General features: G+C 55.1%; 21 protein-coding genes, 1 pseudogene and 1 riboswitch. Of the genes and pseudogenes, 7 read left to right on the forward strand and 15 right to left on the reverse strand.

The genetic code is table 11. The annotated features are described in order from the left end of the window. Positions 1–88: 88 nt before the first annotated feature. Positions 89–1,156 (reverse strand): HoxN/HupN/NixA family nickel/cobalt transporter, encoded by a 1,068-nt coding sequence (locus ACTLLP_RS05870; protein WP_441057847.1) that lies wholly within the window; start codon positions 1,154–1,156, stop codon positions 89–91. A gap of 393 nt (positions 1,157–1,549) precedes the next feature. Here ACTLLP_RS05870 and ACTLLP_RS05875 point away from each other — a divergent pair. The 6 genes and pseudogenes from ACTLLP_RS05875 to ACTLLP_RS05900 all read left to right on the forward strand — a co-directional run bounded on the left by ACTLLP_RS05875 (position 1,550) and on the right by ACTLLP_RS05900 (position 6,903). After that, a pseudogene (locus ACTLLP_RS05875) lies at positions 1,550–2,997 on the forward strand (ISLre2 family transposase). A 146-nt stretch (positions 2,998–3,143) separates the two neighbouring features. After that, a riboswitch (Fluoride riboswitch) is annotated at positions 3,144–3,206 on the forward strand. A 70-nt stretch (positions 3,207–3,276) separates the two neighbouring features. After that, positions 3,277–4,437 carry a cation:proton antiporter gene (locus ACTLLP_RS05880; protein ID WP_441057850.1) on the forward strand — a complete coding sequence of 387 codons (1,161 nt, stop codon included), beginning with the start codon at positions 3,277–3,279 and terminating at the stop codon, positions 4,435–4,437. Further along, the gene (locus ACTLLP_RS05885; RefSeq protein WP_441057853.1) at positions 4,437–4,880 is read left to right on the forward strand and encodes a universal stress protein; all 444 of its coding nucleotides are present in this window, start codon (positions 4,437–4,439) and stop codon (positions 4,878–4,880) included. Before ACTLLP_RS05880 ends, ACTLLP_RS05885 begins: the two co-directional genes overlap by 1 nt. Further along, on the forward strand, positions 4,873–5,127 hold the full coding sequence (locus ACTLLP_RS05890) for a zinc-ribbon domain-containing protein (protein WP_441057856.1): 255 nt from the start codon (positions 4,873–4,875) through the stop codon (positions 5,125–5,127). The genes ACTLLP_RS05885 and ACTLLP_RS05890 overlap by 8 nt, the downstream gene beginning before the upstream one ends. Before the next feature lie 138 nt (positions 5,128–5,265). After that, on the forward strand, positions 5,266–6,453 hold the full coding sequence (locus ACTLLP_RS05895) for an MFS transporter (protein ID WP_441057859.1): 1,188 nt from the start codon (positions 5,266–5,268) through the stop codon (positions 6,451–6,453). A gap of 126 nt (positions 6,454–6,579) precedes the next feature. Then, on the forward strand, positions 6,580–6,903 hold the full coding sequence (locus ACTLLP_RS05900; protein WP_441057862.1) for an alpha/beta-type small acid-soluble spore protein: 324 nt from the start codon (positions 6,580–6,582) through the stop codon (positions 6,901–6,903). Positions 6,904–6,914: 11 nt separating this feature from the next. Here the strand turns inward: ACTLLP_RS05900 and ACTLLP_RS05905 are convergent, their stop codons facing one another. From ACTLLP_RS05905 to ACTLLP_RS05965, 13 genes are all read right to left on the reverse strand, one after another. Then, positions 6,915–7,934 (reverse strand): mechanosensitive ion channel family protein, encoded by a 1,020-nt coding sequence (locus ACTLLP_RS05905; protein WP_441057865.1) that lies wholly within the window; start codon positions 7,932–7,934, stop codon positions 6,915–6,917. Positions 7,935–7,940: 6 nt separating this feature from the next. Further along, the gene (gene cobC / locus ACTLLP_RS05910) at positions 7,941–8,558 is read right to left on the reverse strand and encodes an alpha-ribazole phosphatase (protein WP_441057868.1); all 618 of its coding nucleotides are present in this window, start codon (positions 8,556–8,558) and stop codon (positions 7,941–7,943) included. Further along, complete coding sequence (gene cobD / locus ACTLLP_RS05915) at positions 8,548–9,660, reverse strand: threonine-phosphate decarboxylase CobD (protein WP_441057871.1); 1,113 nt, start codon at positions 9,658–9,660, stop codon at positions 8,548–8,550. Before cobD ends, cobC begins: the two co-directional genes overlap by 11 nt. Next, positions 9,653–10,396, reverse strand: a complete 744-nt coding sequence (cobS, locus tag ACTLLP_RS05920; RefSeq protein ID WP_441057874.1) for an adenosylcobinamide-GDP ribazoletransferase — start codon at positions 10,394–10,396, stop codon at positions 9,653–9,655. Before cobS ends, cobD begins: the two co-directional genes overlap by 8 nt. Next, positions 10,363–11,385, reverse strand: coding sequence for an adenosylcobinamide-phosphate synthase CbiB (gene cbiB, locus ACTLLP_RS05925; RefSeq protein ID WP_441061679.1), 1,023 nt, complete (start codon positions 11,383–11,385; stop codon positions 10,363–10,365). The genes cobS and cbiB overlap by 34 nt, the downstream gene beginning before the upstream one ends. Next, positions 11,363–11,797: a DUF3842 family protein gene (locus ACTLLP_RS05930; RefSeq protein WP_441057877.1), complete on the reverse strand. Its 435-nt coding sequence runs from the start codon at positions 11,795–11,797 to the stop codon at positions 11,363–11,365. Before ACTLLP_RS05930 ends, cbiB begins: the two co-directional genes overlap by 23 nt. Before the next feature lie 99 nt (positions 11,798–11,896). Further along, positions 11,897–12,166, reverse strand: coding sequence for a translation initiation factor 2 (locus tag ACTLLP_RS05935; protein ID WP_441057880.1), 270 nt, complete (start codon positions 12,164–12,166; stop codon positions 11,897–11,899). A gap of 64 nt (positions 12,167–12,230) precedes the next feature. Continuing rightward, the gene (locus ACTLLP_RS05940; RefSeq protein WP_441057883.1) at positions 12,231–13,055 is read right to left on the reverse strand and encodes a PHP domain-containing protein; all 825 of its coding nucleotides are present in this window, start codon (positions 13,053–13,055) and stop codon (positions 12,231–12,233) included. A 12-nt stretch (positions 13,056–13,067) separates the two neighbouring features. Then, entirely contained in the window at positions 13,068–14,006 is a 939-nt protein-coding gene (locus tag ACTLLP_RS05945; protein ID WP_441057886.1) for a dipeptidase, read from the reverse strand. Between the two features lie 38 nt (positions 14,007–14,044). Beyond that, positions 14,045–14,305: a stage V sporulation protein S gene (locus ACTLLP_RS05950; protein ID WP_441057889.1), complete on the reverse strand. Its 261-nt coding sequence runs from the start codon at positions 14,303–14,305 to the stop codon at positions 14,045–14,047. Between the two features lie 76 nt (positions 14,306–14,381). Next, a complete protein-coding gene (locus ACTLLP_RS05955; protein ID WP_441057892.1) occupies positions 14,382–15,170 on the reverse strand; it encodes a TIGR00282 family metallophosphoesterase in 789 nt (262 codons plus the stop codon). A 13-nt stretch (positions 15,171–15,183) separates the two neighbouring features. After that, positions 15,184–16,722 carry a ribonuclease Y gene (gene rny / locus ACTLLP_RS05960; protein WP_441057895.1) on the reverse strand — a complete coding sequence of 513 codons (1,539 nt, stop codon included), beginning with the start codon at positions 16,720–16,722 and terminating at the stop codon, positions 15,184–15,186. A 319-nt stretch (positions 16,723–17,041) separates the two neighbouring features. Next, positions 17,042–17,659, reverse strand: a complete 618-nt coding sequence (locus ACTLLP_RS05965) for a UPF0236 family transposase-like protein (RefSeq protein ID WP_441061682.1) — start codon at positions 17,657–17,659, stop codon at positions 17,042–17,044. A gap of 95 nt (positions 17,660–17,754) precedes the next feature. Between ACTLLP_RS05965 and ACTLLP_RS05970 the strand changes: the two genes are divergently transcribed. After that, positions 17,755–18,984 carry an IS256 family transposase gene (locus tag ACTLLP_RS05970; RefSeq protein WP_441057497.1) on the forward strand — a complete coding sequence of 410 codons (1,230 nt, stop codon included), beginning with the start codon at positions 17,755–17,757 and terminating at the stop codon, positions 18,982–18,984. A 62-nt stretch (positions 18,985–19,046) separates the two neighbouring features. Here the strand turns inward: ACTLLP_RS05970 and ACTLLP_RS05975 are convergent, their stop codons facing one another. Beyond that, the gene (locus ACTLLP_RS05975) at positions 19,047–19,901 is read right to left on the reverse strand and encodes a UPF0236 family transposase-like protein (RefSeq protein WP_441057898.1); all 855 of its coding nucleotides are present in this window, start codon (positions 19,899–19,901) and stop codon (positions 19,047–19,049) included. Positions 19,902–20,029: the final 128 nt, after the last annotated feature.

The raw sequence follows: 20,029 nt of genomic DNA on the forward strand, positions 1-20,029 counted from the left end.
TATTGAAAAATCTCTTCTCCGCCCGGCAAGGTAAAAAAACGCTCCCCTGAGGGGAGCGTTTACAGAGTCTCGATCAGCAAAGATCAATTTAGCTGCTATACTGGTACTCGCGCTCGTACCCTTTGACCTTGTAAATCAATATGGCTAGAAGCCAGGTGAGTAGCATCAACCCGATGATTATAAACCCTAACTTGGCGAAACTGATAGCTTGTAATTCGGTCCAGAAGGAACCTTTCAGACCAAACTCCATCGAGACCACTTGCAGCCATTCAATACCCCCCACTACTAGAGCCAGTAGGACGGAGATAGCGGTCACCGATAGGTTGTAGTAGATCTTGCGAATGGGGTTAAGGAAAGCCCAGCCGTAAGCGTATTGCATAACCACACCGTCAGTGGTATCAACCAGGCACATACCCGCTGTAAACATTAGCGGCAAGATGATCACATAGATTAGCGGCATCATCTTAGAAGCCGCCGCTGCGGAAATACCAAGCAGAGCCACTTCGCTGGCGGTATCAAAGCCCAGGCCGAATAACACTCCTACCGGGTACATCTGCCAGCTGGCCGTTATCGAGCGAAACAGACCCCGTAAAATGCGGTTCATAAATCCTCGTTTAAGCAGCGTCTCGTCTAACTCCTGCATCTTTTCCTCAGTGAGATGCTCGCGCCGCACCTTCTGAAAGATTCGGTAGACATCGACTAAGATGAAAAGGTTAATAGCAGCAATTAAGTAAAGGAAAGCTGCTGAGACCAAGGTGCCAACGATGCTTCCCACGTGCTCGAGCACTGGTATATTCCGCTCAGTCACCTGGGTGGCAAGAGCCAAACCCATGGCCATTAAGATGACAATGGTGGAATGCCCCAGCGAGAAAAAGGTGCCCACTCCCAAAGGTTTCTTACCCTCGTTGGCCAGCTTACGAGTAGTGTTATCGATAGCAGCGATATGATCTGCATCACAAGCGTGGCGCAGGCCGAAAACGTAGGCCAGCAAGCCTAGCGGCAGAAGATAGGGGTAAGAATGCGATGCCTCGAATAACACCACCCAGACAACCAGGTTAAAGAGTAGCAGAAACCCGTAAAGGCCCACCAATTTTCTCTTAACCGACTCCCTAGCCGAAGCATCCAACCATCCCAATTTAACTTCTGCCCCCGCCATAAAAACCCCTCCCTAATGAGTTTTATAGAGTCTATTGATACTATGATCTTTGATTTTTGTATCACTCCATTTTAAGGAAAGCAAGTATGTAAATATAAATAAAGGATAAATTAGCATTTGTCGCGGACCGTATCAAGCAAAAATCTTAGTTGTGTTTGACCAGACACCAATCTCCAGGGGTGGGTCCCGATCCAAGCACAGAGCGCCACGGGATTCCGGCCCGTAGGGCGGGTATTTGTCTTTCGCTTTGAAAGAATCAGCTTGCTTTTGAGCAAGATTTTAAGTGCATGATGAGGGCGTACAATTTCAGTAGGTGACGGAGGAGACTCATGAAGGAGGAGACCTCGCCCCTCACGGACAATTTTCATGGACTGAAAGGAGGAGCGAGGTCTCATGCACAGTCAACCTATTTCAGACATTCAACCTCTTGCGGACATAATCCTTCTTCTGGGGGAGAAAGTTAGCAAACTAATTACCGAATGCCGCGACTTCTACAAGCTCGAAGAAGAAGTGTACAAGCTCTCTCAAGAAGCTTGCGTGAAGATCTTCGCCTGGGCCCTCGAGGAAATAGACACCTGGCTCGTGAACGCCCGGGACAAGCGCACCTGGAAGTGATAGGCTTTCGGGAAAGAACCGTAGTTAGCAGCTTTGGGGAATTCAAAGTAAAAAGGCGGCTTTACAGGAACAAAAAGACGGGAGAGGCCAGGTTTCTTCTTGACGAGGTTCTGGGCTGGCCGGAGAGGTCTAGATGCACGCCGCGTTTGAAGGAGATGGCGGTGAAGCTTGGGAGCGAAGTACCCTTCAGGCGGGCAGCGGAAATTCTCGGTTATTTTGTCCCTGGGATAAGCGCCATGGCGGTGTGGCAGGCCGTGCAGGAAGCAGGAGAAGCACTCAGGCAGGAGGGAGAGTCCAGGAGAGAAGCCGTTTTTGAGAAGGGAGAGACACCCGAAGGTAAAGAGAAGACCTCCAGGCTTTACATAGAGGCCGACGGGATGGTGGTAAGGCTTCAAAGGAGCGGAGAGAAAAGGAAAGAGGTCAAACTCTTCGTAGCTTACACAGGCAAAGAAGCGATTGGGGGTGGCCGGAAGGCTTTAAAGGACAAGCTGGTAACGAGCGGTGTAGGCGAAGGGGAGAGGATGTGGGAGGAAGTTTACTCTGGGGTAGCGAGCCGGTGGGACATGGGTCAGGTGAAGGAGATATACCTTGGGAGCGACGGGGCGGAGTGGGCCAAGCAGGGGGTAGATTACTTCCCCGGGGCAGTGCACGTTTTGGACCCTTACCATTTGAACCGGCGGCTTATAGAGGCTTTTTGGCACGATGAGGAGGCCTATAGTAGGATCAGGCAGGCCATTTATCTGGGGGACTGGGAGAAGGTAGAAGAGATTATGGGAGGAGTAGCAAGGAGAGTTCGCGGAGCTAAGAGGAGGAGAATAGAGAAGCTCTGGCAGTATCTCAAGGAGAACTGGTCGGGGATAGTTACCTCTTCTGCTGCCGAGCATCTGGGGGCCATAGAGGGGCAGGTACAGCACAACGTGGCGCGGCGGATGAAGCGGTTGGGAGCCAGCTGGACGGAGGCAGGAGCAGACAGGATGGCGCGGGTTTTGGCTGCTCGAGCCAACGGGGTGCTCGGGAGGCACACTTCTCGTTGGCCGGTACTGCTGGCCAGGCAAGAACATTTGGCTCAGGCGGTGCGGTTGGAGGTAAAGCGGAAGATAGAGGAGGCGGGGAGCTGGCTTAAAGCTGGGTTGCCGGCATTGAGAGGACCCTCTGCCGGAGCTCCATGGGTGAAGCATGTGTTGCGGGAACTAAGCCGGCCTAGCCTCAGTAGTTTGATCCCTTAATGGCGCAGGTACCGGGGCTATCCTAGCGGCGAGGTCTCCATGAAGAGAAGTTTTCTCCCGAACCACCTACTAACTCTTGACGCGCACTGCATGATTGAGTACCTTGACCTTAAAAGTTACTCCGCGCTATACTTTTTTCAGATAAGCTTACATAAGGCGATGGAGCTCGCCTTAACCGCCGGATAAGGGCTGATAGCTCCTGGTTTTTCCCTGGATGCCTCGAGGGAAGACCAGGAGCTTTTATATTTCCCAAGCAACTTCAAGGGGAGGTTTTCTAGGATGAACACCTGGTTAGTGGCTTCAGTTTGGTTAGGGCTCGCGCTGGCAGCCGGAATTATATCCATCCGCACCGGAATCTCGGTAGCCATGGTGGAAATTCTAGTAGGCTTGCTGGCCGGCAACTTTCTGCACTTACAGCCCAACGAGTGGGTCAACTTTCTGGCCGGGCTGGGGGCCATCGTCCTCACTTTTCTGGCCGGAGCAGAAGTGGATCCCGCGGTCCTGAAGAAGAATTGGAAAGCAAGTCTAGCCATTGGTATGGTTTCTTTTTCCATTCCATTCCTGCTTGTCTTTGTTTATTGCCATTATGTAACCGGATGGGAGATCACCGCTGCCCTTATAGCGGGCATTGCTCTTTCAGATACTTCGATCGCGATTGTTTACACCGTGTTGCTGGAAACCGGGAACAGTAACAGCGAATTGGGCCAAATAATCTTGGCGGGATGTTTCTTCACCGGTCTGGGCATAGTTTTTACCCTAGGACTGGCTTTCGCCCACTTCAACTACGCCACGATAGGACTGATACTGGCTGTTATCATTACCTCTTTTCTTCTACCCCGCATCACACCTACCTTCCAGCAAGTCTTTGGCGGGAAGACCAGTCAAGCAGAGGTAAGGTATGTACTCTTCTTTTTGCTCCTCCTTGGAGGGATGGCAAGCAAGGCGGGGAGCGAAGCTGTACTGCCGGCCTATATTCTGGGGCTATGTTTGGCCGAATTCCTACAGCAAAGAAGGGATTTGCTGCTGCGCCTGCGAGCGGCGGCGTTTGCCTTCCTTACCCCTTTCTACTTCCTTAAAGCAGGCGCCTGTGTTTCTCTACCGCTGATGGGCAAAGCTCTGCCTCTAATCGGGCTCTTGCTAGCTCTCAAAATGATAGCCAAATTGTCAGGCGTATGGCCGTTGACCCGGCAGTTTGACTGGGGAGCAAGGAGCCGAATGTATGCTACCCTTTTAATGTCCACCGGTCTCACCTTCGGCACCATAGCCGCTTTTTTTGGTCTCGACCGACACCTCATAAGCCCGCAGCAATACTCTATACTGGTGACCGTGGTGATACTAAGCGGCATAATCCCCACTTTAATAGCCCAGGCTTTCTTCTATCCTAAGACGAAAGAGAAAGAAGCTGTGAGCAAAGTCATACCTGCTAAGGAGGAGATATAATGTACAAGAAAATTCTGGTGGCCTTCGACGGTTCCCCTTACTCCCAAAAAGCCCTGACTGCTGGCATAGAGCTGGCCCGGTGCTGCGGCAGTGAGCTTCACGTCCTCACCGTGGTAAGTCTGCCCGAATACGCAGGCACGGTGGGCGAAGTGGAAGAGATGGTCGGAAAGGCGCAGGATTTTTACCGTAAGAAACTCGAAAAAGCATCACAACAGGCAAAGGCTAAAGGTGTGGAGCTTAACGTCTACCTGCTGTTCGGCCATATCGGGGAAACCATAATCCGCTTCGCCCAGGAACAAGAGTGCGATCTCATTATCGCCGGTACCCGAGGTTGGAGCCCGCTTCAGCGTTTGCTCATGGGAAGCGTCTCCACTTACGTAGTGCGTCACGCTCCCTGCGCCGTTCTCATAGAGAAAGGAAAAGAAGAGGACGGGAATGGTTAAAAAGTTCTGCCCGAGCTGCTACCACGAGAATCCACCTGAGAAGAAGGTATGCGAGAAGTGTGGTGCTCCCCTTGAAGGGGGGCACCACGAGGACTTTCTTACTAAGCTCATTTGGGCAGTACAACATCCGGAGCCGGAGACTCGCCTGCGGGCCGCGGTGGTTAGGGCGCTAGGCAGGATGGAAGAAAGGCCAGACATTTTGCTTAAAGCGCTGAAAGGATCTAGTTTCTTGGTGCGCCTTGCTTAGCTGAAAAGCTCTGAAACTTCTGCCCTGCCGGCAGGATTGGCGGCTATCTTAACAGAATTTAGCCAAGGAGGACCCCAGCCCAAAGGTAAAGGAGGAAGCACAAGCTTTGCTTAGCTGGATAAAGAGGGGGGATGACTTATGAGCCGTGCTTGGCTTTTTATCTTTTTCATGGGACTGGTGAGCCTCTTCGGCGATATCACCTATGAAGGAGCTCGCAGCATCATAGGTCCCTTCATGGCTTCTTTGGGTGCCAGTGCAGCCATCGTGGGCTTTTTCGCTGGCCTAGGCGAACTCGGTGGCTACGCGCTGCGCCTTTTAGGCGGGTATCTGGCCGACAGAACGGAAAGGTACTGGCTGTTAACCGGACTGGGGTACCTGGTTAACTTGCTGGCCGTCCCCAGCCTGGCCCTGGCCGGCAGGTGGGAAACTGCCGCTGCTTTAATGGTCATAGAGCGTGCAGGTAAGGGAATTCGAACCCCGCCAAGGGATGCCATGCTCTCCTACGCCACCTCGCAGGTCGGTAGGGGATGGGGGTTCGGCTTCCACGAAGCTATGGATCAGATAGGGGCTATCACCGGACCCCTTCTGGCTGCAGGCGTGCTCTCTCTAGGATGGACCTTCCGGCAAAGCTTCGCCCTTTACGCCATACCTGCTCTTCTAGCCTTGATCATCCTAGCCTGGGCCCGCATTAGCTTCCCCGTTCCTAAAGAGCTGGAAATAAGCTCTCGCTCCTCTACAGAAACTGACTCCCCCCACTTCCCCCGCGCGTACTGGTACTATTTAGCCTTCAGCGCCGTGGCCGTAGCCGGCTTTCTCCATTTCCAAATCATTGCCTATCATTTCGCCGTTGGCCGCATACTCTCCGATGCCGCCATTCCCTTCCTTTACGCCGGTGCCATGGCTACCGACGCCGTGGCTGCGCTTCTGGCTGGCAGACTTTACGACCGGATAGGGTTGCGCTTGCTGGTAACTGTACCCTTCTTGACAATGCTGCTCACCTTCCTGGTGCTTGCCACTCACCCCTTGCCGGTGGTAGCAGGGACGCTTATATGGGGAGTGGTCATGGGCCTGCACGAGAGCACTCTGCGGGCGGCCATCGCCGACCTTACCCCCGTAGCACGACGTGGCTTGGGGTACGGGATTTTCAACACCGCGTACGGCACAGCCGCCTTCATAAGCGGAGCACTACTAGGCATACTTTACGACCGGAGCCCGCACCAAGTCATAGTATTCGTGATAATTCTCGAAGCAATGGCTTTCTTAGTCTTCCTCCAGATGATGAAGCACTGGCGGGCTTTTGAGCAGGATAGGAATGGGAAAGGCTGAGTCCTCTCTTCGGCGGGGAAGGAATTTTTAATTTATTTTTTTAGTTTATCAAATTTTAAAATTGAAAAACAATCCTCGCGTGAGGCGTCTCAAAGGCGGGAAAGATAAAGATGGAGGTGGTGCTAAATGCCAAGGCGGAAGCCTCTTTTGGTTCCGCAGGCTGCCTCTCCGTTGGAACTCTTAAAGATAGAAGTGGCCAACGAGATAGGCTATCCCACCTTTGGTCACCCGGTTATAACCCCAGAAAATTACCGGGAAGTTCTGGAGCGAATGAAGTACGAAGTGGCAGCGGAACTGGGACTGGATCGCTATATCAAGGAGGGGTACTGGGGAGATGCTCCTTCCCGCCTCTGCGGCGCGGTAGGCGGGCGTCTGGGAGGCAAAATCGGAGGAAATATGGTGCGCCGTATGATCAAGTTCGCCGAGCAGAATCTGATGGCGCGGTCTTAGCCGCGCCACCTTTATCCTCCCGAATCGCCAGGCAATGCTTGCAAGGTTTCTAAGCGCTTCTTAAAAGCTTCGTTGAGCTCGTCTTTTACCCGCAAGAGAGACTTTAGATCAGCTACGTGGCAGACCACCAGCAAACGCATTTGGGTGTCCCCTAACTCGGTGAGGTAAACCGAAGGAGAAGGCTGAGGTAACACCTGAGGGTGCCGGCGGAGCTCTTCTAAAAGCGCCGCTTTTACTTCCTCCACTGGCGCATGATAGGGCAGAACCAAGGCAATTTCTAGGCGCGCGGTAACCGTGGGGCGAGAGTGGTTGATAATGCGGCTGGAAACCAAGTCGCGATTGGAAATAACAAGCATGGTCTGATCGATGGACAGTAATTTGGTGCTGCGAGTCCCTATTTCCATTACGTCCCCTACCAAACCTGAACCGGCGATCTCGATCCGGTCACCCACCACAAAGGGGCGATCTAGCAGCAAAATGAAACCAGCCACCATGTTGCTAAGAGTTTCCTGAGTAGCAAAGGTCACCGCTAGGGAAGCGATACCAAAGGTAGCCAGCAAGCCGGAAAGATTAACGTGAAAACGCCCCAAAACGACAATGGTAGCCAAAAAATAGAGCAAGATTCTGCCACTATAAAGGAACACAGGTAGCAAGTGTTTTTCGTAAGTCCCCCCTAGCCGACGGAAATGCCAGGAGACCAGGATGCGCCACAGCCGATCCGCCCACCAAGCGAAAAAGGCCATCATCAAAACGAAATTGAAGCCGTCAACGTAAGCGAAAATCTTCATATCCCGATACCCGGGAGATTGAGCCAAGAGCTTTTGCCCAACATGAGCAAAAAGCAAGAAGAGCAATAGAACTAAAGGATAAAAGGACACTCGAGCTACCTCTTGCGCCGTGGCCCATCGAGCACGCCGAGCCAGCCAAGCAATGAGACAAGTAAATCCCCGCCCTATGAGCCAGGAGAACATGACAGCTAGGGCTAGGTAACTTAAAACCCAAAGCAAACCGTTTCCTAGCGAGATGATCACCGCCTCCTAGATCCCATCGAGGTGACTGGTATCGTTAAAGAGCATCAAGATGGCCTTTTCTTCCTCGTAAAGCTCAATGATGTTGAGCGCCGCGTTGTCCTGGCGCAGCCGCCAGTATTGGTTCAAGTCCATGCGCAAAAGGTAACCTATGGCCGCTCGGATAGTGCCCCCGTGCGATACCACCATAACCTTGCTTTCCGGGTGCCGCTCGGCGATTTCTTGCAAAGCTCCCACCGCCCGAGCTGCTACCTCGGCCAACGTTTCTCCGCCAGGAAGGCGAGTGTTGTAAGGAGCTCGCCACCAGCGCTCGGCTACCTCGGGGAAACGCTTTTTTATCTCCTCCCGGGTAAGTCCTTCCCAAGCCCCAAAGTTTATTTCCCGCAAAGAAGCCAGGGGGATTACCTCTTTCCCGTGCAACGCCGCCGCCACAGCAGCAGTGTCCATGGCTCGTCGTAGGTCGGAGGCGTAAAAGGCCGCGAACTCTTCCCCCCGAGTGCGTTCGGCCAAAGCTCGAGCCTGCCGGTGGCCCCGCTCGTTAAGAGGGATATCGGCGTGTCCTTGGTAACGCAGGGCATGGTTCCAAATGGTCTCTCCGTGACGCACCAGATAAATTTTACAGCCCATACTCCTTGGCCACCTCCCAGCAGGTCGCTATCAGCTTCTGATTATCCACTCGTCGCTTCACCGCCACGCGAATATAATACGGGTCCAACCCAAAGAAATTGCTAGCGTTACGCACCAACAAGCGGCGTTGAGCCAGCGAAGCGGTCCACTCCGCGGCCGTTCTTCCCGTCCGCTCCACCCGCAGCAGCAAGAAATTAGCCTGCCCCAATAATACTTCAAACCCAGGTAGACGAGCGAGTTGCTCCGCCAACCAGTGCCGTTCCCGCTCCACGAGTTCCCGGCTCTGCCGTCTAAAGTCTGAATCTTGCACCGCCTCTAACCCGGCCAGCTGAGCCAGGACGTTGACCCGCCAGGGAGGAAGGCGACGGCGCAAGCGATCCAGGATCTCGGGGGCAGCTAGTAGAAAACCCAAGCGCAACCCGGCTAGACCGAAAAATTTGGTCATGGAATAAAGGAGCAATAGACGCCGACATCCCGGCAGGTATTTCCGCACGCTCAGCTCCCGGATACGTTCTGGGGGCAAAAAGTCAATGAAGGCTTCGTCCACTACCACGAACGTTCCGTGTTTTTCCGCGGTTTCTAGCAGCAGCGCCAGGTCTTCCGGCAACCAGGTCTGGCCGGTAGGGTTATTGGGATGGCAGAGGAAAATCGCTTCTAATCCGGGCAATAGCCTCCAGAGTTCTTCAGCCCGGGGAGTAAAAGCAGGTGCGCTCAGGCACACGCGCTCCACCTGGCCACCCTGGAATTGCACCGCCCGGGCGTACTCCGAAAAAGTGGGTTCTACCACCGCCACTCGCCGCCAGGAAAAGACTACCGCTAACCAATAGAGGAGCTCAGCCGTGCCGTTGCCGGGTAGAAGACAACTCGGCTCCACCCCCAGGTACTCCGCTACCCCCCGGCAGAGTTCCCGCGCTTCCGGATCGGGGTAAGAGGAAAGCATCTCCTTCCAGGCAAGTAACTTCTCCCCTACCCTGGGCGGATAGCCTAGAGGATTAATATTGCTGCTGAAATCCAGATAATCCTCCGGGCAACCTCCATAGGTAGCCGCCGCAGCTATTACATTCCCTCCGTGCTCCACCAGCCATCCCTGCCGATCAGCCAAAATAGAGTAATCCCCCCGCTAAGCAACTGAGCTCCAGGATCTCATTAAGCGCTCCATAGGTATCGCCGGTCAAGCCGCCCAGCTGACGGCGAAAAAAAGCCCCTAACACCACGGTTAAAAGCAGCGCTCCGGCCCAGAAACATAATCCCGCGAAGTGGTCCAGCAGTACCGCTATAATTATAGACAGAAGGGAGGCCTCCAGCACCTGGGCATTACCAGTAAACTCCTTATAAACTTTGCCCTGGCCTTGAGGACGAGCGTAAGGGAAACAGCGAATGGCCCACACCATACCTGCGCGACTTAAAACCGGTGCCAAAAGCAAGACGCGCCACGAGTGCCAGGAAAGCGAGAGGAAAAGCGCGAAGCGTAAAAGGGCCAGAGTAATGCCGCCCATCAGCCCGAAAGCCCCCACGGTGCTATCGCGCATTATGGCTAGTCGCCGCTCGGGAGTCCTCCCTCCCAATCCGTCCACGTAATCGATGAAACCGTCAGCGTGCATCCCTCCCGTCACCCAGAAATTAATGCCGCAAAGCAAGGCCGCCACTACCGCTGGAGGCCAGCAGCACTCCAGAAGCCGGTACGCTCCCAACCACAGCCCTCCGATAACCAAACCCACCAGGGGAAAGAAAGCGGTAGCCCGTCCGAAAACATCTTTGCGATACGGAACCCAACCTAGGGGCAAGCGGGTGAGATTCTGTAAGGCTAAAAACCAGGGCCAGAGAAAGTAACGCCACATAGCTTACCACCGTACCAACACAATGAATATAAGATAACGCCTAGCAGTAACCCCTGAAAAGTTACCCAGTAGAGCACCCGGACCGCTTGGGGAATATGCTCCGGATGGAGAGGACACAGCTCCTCCCCCAGGTAGGGGTGGAAATAGAGCCCGCGCCGGTAAAAACAGGGGCCCCCTAACCTCACTCCCAAAAGCCCGGCCATGGCCGCTTCCGGCAAGCCGCTATTGGGACTGGCGTGCTTTCTCCCATCGCGGAGCAAAACCTTCCACACATGGTTAGGACGGGCACGCCACAGAAAGGCCGTCGCCACCATCAACCCGGCCGCCAGCCGGGCCGGTAAAAAGTTGAGCACATCGTCCAAACGAGCCGAAGCCCATCCCAAGTAACAATAGGTCCCCCAACGGTAACCTACCATGGAGTCCAGCGTGTTAACCGCCCGATAAGCCAGAGCTAAGGGAGCCCCACCCCAAAAAGCGTAAAAGAGCGGTGCTAGCACCGCATCCACCGTATTCTCCGCCACGCTTTCCACTGCGGCCCTCACGACGCCGGGAGTGTCAAGGCGATCTACCTCCCGCCCCACAATCATTCCGACCTCCCGACGAGCTCCTGCTAGATCTCCTCTTTGCAAGCAATCGTACACCGCTAGCGCCGCCTCCCCCAGGCCTCGAAGCGCCACCGTGGAGGACAGCATCCAGGCTTCCAAAATCAAAGCCAGCCACCAGCAATAACTACCCGCCAGAAGCAAAAGCCAATGGCTGACCCACCACACCCCGGCTGGCAAACTCAGCGCCAGCAACACCCCACCCACCCAAAGAGCGATGGGGCTGGTCGCCAACCGGCACCAAAGACGCTCGTATCTCTCTATAGCCCAACCGAACCAGCGCACCGGGTGCGGCAACCAACGAGGATCGCCCAGCAAGAGGTCGATTAATAGGGCCAGAAAAATGGCCAAGAGTTTTAACACGCTAACAGCGAACTCTACCCTCACTTTTAACAAGCATATCCTTCACTCGGCCCACCAGCTCATCAATCAAATGGGGTAAAGGTTCGGCGCGAATTCCCACCAACTCGCACTGGCCCCGAATAAGAGGTAGCAGCAACTTAGTAGCCGGGCTGCGAACCACCGCTTCGGCTATCCGTGGCGTGAGTTCCCCAGCCATGGCGTGGGGCACCACGATGCCTATAGGCCCTACGATGAAGTCTACCCGGTTCACGTTAAAAACAATAGCGTTTTCTCCACTGGCGCCTTCGTTGGCCCCGGCTTTGAGCATCTGTGCCGTAGCTAAAGCATTGGTTCCCAGAGCCAATAACTCTACACCTTCGGGCAGGAGTTTGCGTAGTTTTTCCACAATGTGCTTGCCTACGCCGCCTCCCTGACCATCAATAACTGCAATCCGCATGGGCTATTACTCCTTTGGTAGCGGCTTTAAGCATTATATCACATAGGCAAAGTAGGCAAACGCCAGCTATACTGCGCTTGCCATGCTAACTCTGGAGTTCTAGGGCCGCACATCTTGATCCTGCAGCCGGGACTCCAGCTCCACGATGCGTCGATTCTTCTGCCATAGTGAGCGGGCGTAGCGAGCGTTAAGCCGTTGTAAACGCTCATTTTCTTGCTCCAGGCGGCGGCGGAGAAAATCCCTCTCCCCCTCCATCCGCTCCAGCAGGTAAAGCAAAACCTTCCTGCTCCAGCGAGTCTGCGCTAGTTTCTCTTCCAATTCCCGCAGGCGAGCACGCAGCTGGAGTTCTTCTTCCCGCAATTGGTTCACCCACCCTATAACCTCTCTTCCAGGATAGTATTATGCTACATGAGCTGGTTATAGTCGAATGCGACTAACTTTGGGACCAGCGAGCTGCCCGCTCCAGAGCTCGAACCACCTCCTCCGTGACCACCGCCGTACCTAGCGGGTGGCGATAATGAGGACCGTGATAATCCGAACCCCCAGTGGCTATCAAATTAAACGAAGCAGCCAGTTTCCGATAGTACGCCCTTTGCTCCGGAGAATGCTCCGGATACTCCACCTCTATCCCTAACAGCCCTGCTGCTAAAAGCTCGGGCAAGAACTTCTCCGCCTGGTTAAGGCCGGGATGGGCTAACACGGGAACCCCTCCTGCCTGTCTGATGGCCTTGACCGCCTCGGTCGGCGCGAAGGAGGCACGGGGAACGTAAGCCGGCCGCCCTCGCCCCAGGAAACATTGAAAAGCTTCCTCGATGCTGGATACTACACCCGCCTCCACCAGAGCCTGGGCCACATGCGGCCGCCCAGCAGCCACCCGCACCCTGGCCACTACCTGCTCCAGCGTTACCGGTAAACCTAGATGGCGTAAGCGTCGCACCATCTCCGCCACCCGCTCCAGGCGTTTTTCCTTGAGCCATTGGAGAGTAGCCAGCAAATTAGGATGGTTGGGGTCGAAGAGATAGCCTAAGATATGGATCTCCCGGTCCTCAGCTTCGGTGCTGATCTCCACCCCAGGCAACACCGCCAACCGCTCTCGCTGCGCCGCTGCCAGCCCCTCGTCTAGACCGGCTACCGTATCGTGATCGGTTATAGCTATGCCGGCCAGCCCCAAACTTTTGGCCCGAGCTACCACCTGAGCCGGGGTTTCACTTCCATCGGAGGCGGTAGTGTGAACGTGTAAGTCATACTTAGCCGCCATTACTACACCTTTCTAGCGCCACACCGCACGCAACACTCGAAGGAAATTCGCACCTAGAACTTTATCTATGGCTTCCTGATCCCAGCCCCGCTGCTGCAATCTTTCTACCAATCTGGGCCAATGCCCAGCATCGGGCATTTCCGGCCAGGGTTCGGGGATACCATCGAAGTCCGATCCCAAACCCACATAATCGATCCCGCCGACCTCAGCCAAATGCTCCAGGTGAGCTATAAGATGGTCTAGGGTGGGATCTTCGGCAGCTAAAAAACGGGGAACCATAGTCACCCCAATAACTCCACCGGTTGCGGCCAGCTCCCTCACCTGCTCATCAGTCAAGTTACGAGGGTGATCGCACAACGCGCGGCTGTTTGCGTGAGAAGCAATAACCGGCCCCCTCGCGTGCCGCAGCACTTCCCAGAAGCCGGAAGGGGCAAGGTGGGCTACATCTACTAGCATACCCAGCTCCTCCATTTCCCGGAGCACCTGGCGGCCGAAAGTCGATAGCCCCCCTCCAGCCTCATCACCCACACCATCAGCCAGTTCATTGCGGCCATTCCAGGTTAAGGTGAGGCAACGAACCCCCAACCGATAGAGCACGCGTAGCGCCGCTACGCTCCCCTCCAGTACGTGTCCCCCTTCCACGGCTAGAACCCCCGCCGTTTTCCCACAAAGCAGAGCTTTTTCCAGCGAATTCCAATCAGCCACTGGCTCTACTTCCTGCCAGAAAGCCAGCAGGCGGTAAAAATAGTCTATCTGCTCCAGGGTTAGGCGCAGATACATTCCCCGATATTCAGGAGGCACAAAGACCGCGAAAAATTGCACCCCTACTCTTCCCTGGCGTAGCCGCTCCAAATCCACTTGACCTTCAAGCTGGCAACGCAGGGGATAGCCTTGCTGTGCCTGCCGAGACAAGGTGTCGCAATGCGCATCCACCAAAACCAACAAACTCACTTCCCCACCCTTCCACGGCCGGGGATGGCGAGAAGTTGCTAGCGTGACTCGACGATAATTTTAACCGCCGTACGCTCCTCCCCGTCGATCACTACATCGGCGAAAGCGGGGATGCAAACCAGATCCATGCCTCCGGGAGCCACAAAACCGCGAGCAATGGCAATAGCCTTCACCGCCTGGTTAACTGCTCCGGCACCGATAGCCTGGATCTCCGCTGCCCCCTTTTCCCGCAAGACCCCTGCCAGTGCCCCTGCCACCGAGTTCGGGTTGGATTTAGCAGAAACCTTGAGTATTTCCATCGCTACCTGCCTCCTTCGGTCCTGCTTTGGCTCTGTTCCTTATATTTCGTTGCCGGGAAGAAAATCCCTTCCTAGGCTATTCGTTCTCGTACAGTTGCACTCGCTCTATGCTCAGTGCCTGACCCGAAGGCGCATCGGCGGTCACCAAGCAAGCGTTCAACTGGTAAGGACCAGGAGCCACTTCAAAACGACGGGGCAGTTGGGAGAGAAATTTTTCAATAATCACTTCTCGCTTCATCCCTATCACCCCATCCCGGGGCCCGGTCATACCCACATCAGTAATATACGCCGTTCCCCCGGGAAGGATCCGCTCATCCGCCGTCTGCACGTGGGTGTGAGTTCCTATAACGGCGGTAACCTTGCCTGCTAGATACCATCCAAAGGCCATCTTTTCTGAAGTGGCCTCGGCGTGAAAATCCACCACGACCAGTGGCGTGCGGGCGCGAATCTCTTCCAGCAACGCCTCCATCAGGCGAAAAGGGCAATCCAGGTCGGCCATAAACACCCGCCCGCATAGATTAGCTACCGCTACCTTATGCTCCCCAGCAGGGAAAATGCCGTACCCCATCCCCGGAGCTCCGGGAGGATAATTAGCCGGACGCACGATGCGAGTTTCTTCATCTAAAAGGGAGAAAATCTCCCTTTTGTCCCATATGTGGTTTCCACCCGTAAGAACATCGATTCCGGCCGCGAAGAGCTCCTGAGCCACCGCCGGAGTCAGACCGTTACCGCCAGCAGCATTCTCGCCGTTAGCCACCACCAAATCCGGCTGGTAGCGCTGACGCAGGAGGGGAAGTTTCTCCTTCACCGCCCTTCGCCCAGGACGACCCACGATATCACCGATCAATAAAATACGTAACACCATCTGGGCTGCCTTTCTATTTGGCATACTCTACCGCGCGCGTCTCCCGAATTACCACGACTTTCACCTGGCCGGGGTACTCGAGCTCGCTCTCCACCCGCCCCGCTATCTCCCGGGCCAGACGCACGGTGGTCACGTCGTCCACCCGCTCCGGTTTCACCATCACCCGAATCTCCCGGCCCGCTTGCACCGCGTAAGCTTTTTCCACGCCGGGGAAAGAAGCAGCGATTTCTTCCAGCTTGGTGAGGCGCCTGATATAAGCTTCCAGAGTTTCGCGCCGGGCACCGGGACGGGCAGCAGAAATAGCGTCGGCTGCCTGCACCAGCACCGCCTCCACCGTCTGCGGCTCCTCGTCGCCGTGGTGGGCTGCAATAGCGTGAATGACCTCCGGATCTTCGCCATACTTACGGGCCAACTCTACCCCGATGGCCACGTGCGGGCCCTCCATTTCTCTATCCACCGCTTTGCCTATATCGTGCAAAAGCCCGGCCCGCTTAGCCAAGGCTACGTTGGCCCCCAACTCGGCAGCCATAAAGCCGGCCAAGTACATAACTTCCAGCGAATGCTGCAACACGTTTTGCCCGTAGCTGGTACGGAATTTCAAGCGCCCCAGCAAGCGGATGAGTTCCTCGTGAATATGGTGAATACCTGCCTGCAACACTGCCTGCTCCCCGGCCTCCCAGATCTGGCGCTCCACTTCGCGCCGGGCTTTTTCTACCATTTCCTCAATCCGCGCCGGGTGAATGCGGCCGTCAGCTACCAGCTTTTCCAAGGCAATCCGAGCTATCTCCCGGCGAACCGGGTCAAAAGCGGAAAGAATCACCGCTTCGGGCGTGTCATCTATGATGAGGTCCACGCCGGTCAACGTTTCGAAAGAGCGAATATTACGCCCCTCGCGGCCTATTATCCGACCCTTCATCTCTTCATTGGGCAACGGCACTACCGAGACCGTGGTTTCCCCCACCTGATCCACCGCACAGCGCTGGATGGCCAGCGCGATGATGGTTCTGGCCCTCCGCTCCGCCTCCTCTTTAGCGCGGTTCTCCGTTTCCCGGATCAACTGAGCCAACTCGTGCTGCATCTCTTTTTCCACTTCGCTCAACAGGAGCTGGCGCGCCTCTTCGGGAGAGAGTTGCGCTACCCGTTCTATCTCGGTCAGTCGCACCTCTTTCAGCTGCTCCAGTTCTTTAAAGCGTTGCTCTAACTCACTCTCTCTTCGATTTAGGTTTTCTTCGCGCCGGCTAAGCGCTTCTAGTTTAGCCTCCACCGCTTCGGTCTTCTGCAAAAGGCGCCGCTCCAACCGCTGTAATTCGTGCCGCCGTTCCCGGTGCTCCCGCTCCAGCTCGTGCTTGAGGCGTAAGGCCTCCTCCTTAGCCTCCAGCAGCTTTTCCTTTTTCTTGGCCTCGGCTTCCTTCTCGGCCGCGGCTACGATTTCTTGCGCCCGCTCCTCAGCCGAGCGCAGCTTGGCTTCGGCCACGAATCGCCTTACGGCGTAACCTCCAGCAAAAGCCAGGGGGAGTGAAGCCCAGTAGATCCACCATGCTGTGTCTGGCAAAATTTTTACCTGGCTTTAGCAACCCAATCAATCCAGATTGGGCCGATCCCCCCACCAGGTTCTTCGCCTCCTTTCCTGCCAGGACTACCCTGCAGCGCAGGGTAAACCCAAGGGGACCCTAACCATCTATAAGCTTATCCGCTCAGGTAGCCTTCTTGATCCGGCAGCGAGTCCAAAGCTTGCTTGTATTGTATCGACCGGCTAGAACCAGTGTCAAGGCAAGCCAAGAAAGGTGCGCGTCAAGAGTTAGTAGGTGGTTCGGAAGAAAACTTCTCTTCATGGAGACCTCGCCGCTAGGATAGCCCCGGTACCTGCGCCATTAAGGGATCAAACTACTGAGGCTAGGCCGGCTTAGTTCCCGCAACACATGCTTCACCCATGGAGCTCCGGCAGAGGGTCCTCTCAATGCCGGCAACCCAGCTTTATGCCAACTCCCCGCCTCCTCTATCTTCCGCTTTACCTCCAACCGCACCGCCTGAGCCAAATGTTCTTGCCTGGCCAGCAGTACCGGCCAACGAGAAGTGTGCTTCCCGAGCACCCCGTTGGCTCGAGCAGCCAAAACCCGCGCCATCCTGTCTGCTCCTGCCTCCGTCCAGCTGGCTCCCAACCGCTTCATCCGCCGCGCCACGTTGTGCTGTACCTGCCCCTCTATGGCCCCCAGATGCTCGGCAGCAGAAGAGGTAACTATCCCCGACCAGTTCTCCTTGAGATACTGCCAGAGCTTCTCTATTCTCCTCCTCTTAGCCCCGCGAACTCTCCTTGCTACTCCTCCCAAAATCTCTTCTACCTTCTCCCAGTCCCCCAGATAAATGGCCTGCCTGATCCTACTATAGGCCTCCTCATCGTGCCAAAAAGCCTCTATAAGCCGCCGGTTCAAATGGTAAGGGTCCAAAACGTGTACTGCCCCAGGGAAGTAATCTACAGTAGCGTCCGGTATAGTGTGTAAAAAGGGTGGTTAGAAGCAGGAAGGGCCACCCTCCCTCTGGTAGATTGAAGAAGTGACACAACCAACACTACCAGGAGGGATTTAGGATGGCCCATTACCAGGTTACCGTAGATGGCGAGGTTCTGCAACAGTTGTTTTCCCGGGACGATGGTCTGGCCCGGTTGATGGAGCAAGTCTTAAATCAGATTCTCGAGGCTCAGGTTACAGAGCAGCTCAAAGCTAAACCATACGAGCGCACAGAGGAAAGACAAGCGTACCGCAACGGCCACCGGGAAAAGCCGCTTGTAACCCGGATCGGACGGCTTGTCCTGGAAGTGCCCCGGATCAGATCCGGCAAATTTTCTACGGAGATGTTTGAGCGTTACCAGCGGAGCGAGCAGGCATTGTTGCTGGCCCTGATGGAGATGGTGGTCAATGGAGTATCAACACGCAAGGTCAGGGCAGTGGTCGAGGAGCTATGCGGCACGGAATTTTCCAAGTCGACGGTATCTGAGCTCTGCAAACGACTTGACCCTTTGGTGAAGGCCTGGAATGAGCGAGATTTAAGCGAAAAGGAGTATCCCTTTATTCTGGTTGATGCTTTGGTCACAAAGGTGCGGAAAGGTGGGCGGGTGAGATCCCAGAGTGTGCTTATAGCTTGCGGGGTTAACCGGGATGGTTACCGGGAAGTTCTAGGGCTGATGATTGGGGACGGCGAATCTGAGGCTACCTGGTCTGAATTCTTCGACTGGTTAAAGAAGCGTGGGCTAAAGGGCGTTGACCTGGTGGTTTCGGACGACCACAAGGGGCTGGTAAACGCCATTATGATCCACTTTCAGGGGGCGAGTTGGCAGCGGTGCCAGACGCATTTTGTCCGCAACATTCTGGAAGCGTGTCCCAAGTCCTGGCAGAAGCAGCTTCATGCTCGCCTTAGACACATTTTTGAAGCGCCGGATATGGATACGGCAAGACTACTTCTGGAGGAGGTGGTGCAGGAGTTTGAGGCCGTAGCGCCTAGGGCAATAGAGAGACTTGAGGCTGGTTTTGAGGATGCCATGGCGGTTATGGCTTTGCCGGAGCCGGTTAGGCGGCGCTTGCGCACGACCAATGCCATGGAACGCCTGAACCGCGAAATTCGCCGGCGGGAGAGGGTAGTAGGAATTTTCCCCAATGAAGAAGCGGCGTTGAGACTGATTGGTGCGGTGCTCATGGAGATAGACGAGGAAAGGTCTACCGGCCACCGCTACCTGGACATGACGGAGTACTGGACATGGAGGCAGGAGCAAGAACGAACAGTTAAAGCCGAAACCAATAAGACCGGGAGAGGGGCGGCTTAACAAGGCTCTAATAAGCCTCAAAGGCTACCAGAGGGGATTTTACACACAAAATTGGACTTGACCTAATCTACCCCCTGCTTGGCCCACTCCGCCCCGTCACTCCCAAGGTATATCTCCTTCACCTGACCCATGTCCCACCGGCTCGCTACTCCAGAGTAAACTTCCTCCCACATCCTCTCCCCTTCGCCTACACCGCTCGTTACCAGCTTGTCCTTCAAAGCCTTCCGGCCACCCCCAATCGCTTCTTTGCCTGTGTAAGCTACGAAGAGTTTGACCTCTTTCCTTTTCTCTCCGCTCCTTTGAAGCCTTACCACCACCCCGTCGGCCTCTATGTAAAGCCTGGAGGTCTTCTCTTTACCTTCGGGTGTCTCTCCCTTCTCAAAAACGGCTTCTCTCCTGGACTCTCCCTCCTGCCTGAGTGCTTCTCCTGCTTCCTGCACGGCCTGCCACACCGCCATGGCGCTTATCCCAGGGACAAAATAACCGAGAATTTCCGCTGCCCGCCTGAAGGGTACTTCGCTCCCAAGCTTCACCGCCATCTCCTTCAAACGCGGCGTGCATCTAGACCTCTCCGGCCAGCCCAGAACCTCGTCAAGAAGAAACCTGGCTTCTCCCGTCTTTTTGTTCCTGTAAAGCCGCCTTTTTACTTTGAATTCCCCAAAGCTGCTAACTACGGTTCTTTCCCGAAAGCCTATCACTTTCCAGGTGCGCTTGTCCCGGGCGTTCACGAGCCAGGTGTCTATTTCCTCGAGGGCCCAGGCGAAGATCTTCACGCAAGCTTCTTGAGAGAGCTTGTACACTTCTTCTTCGAGCTTGTAGAAGTCGCGGCATTCGGTAATTAGTTTGCTAACTTTCTCCCCCAGAAGAAGGATTATGTCCGCAAGAGGTTGAATGTCTGAAATAGGTTGACTGTGCATGAGACCTCGCTCCTCCTTTCAGTCCATGAAAATTGTCCGTGAGGGGCGAGGTCTCCTCCTTCATGAACCTCCTCCGTCACCTACTGAAATTGTATGCCCTCCAAGAAAGGTGCTCGTAGAGAGCTGGT

This window comes from Desulfothermobacter acidiphilus, from assembly GCF_052073645.1.
In the GTDB taxonomy this organism is placed as follows: Bacteria; Bacillota; Desulfotomaculia; order Desulfotomaculales; family Ammonificaceae; genus Desulfothermobacter; species Desulfothermobacter acidiphilus.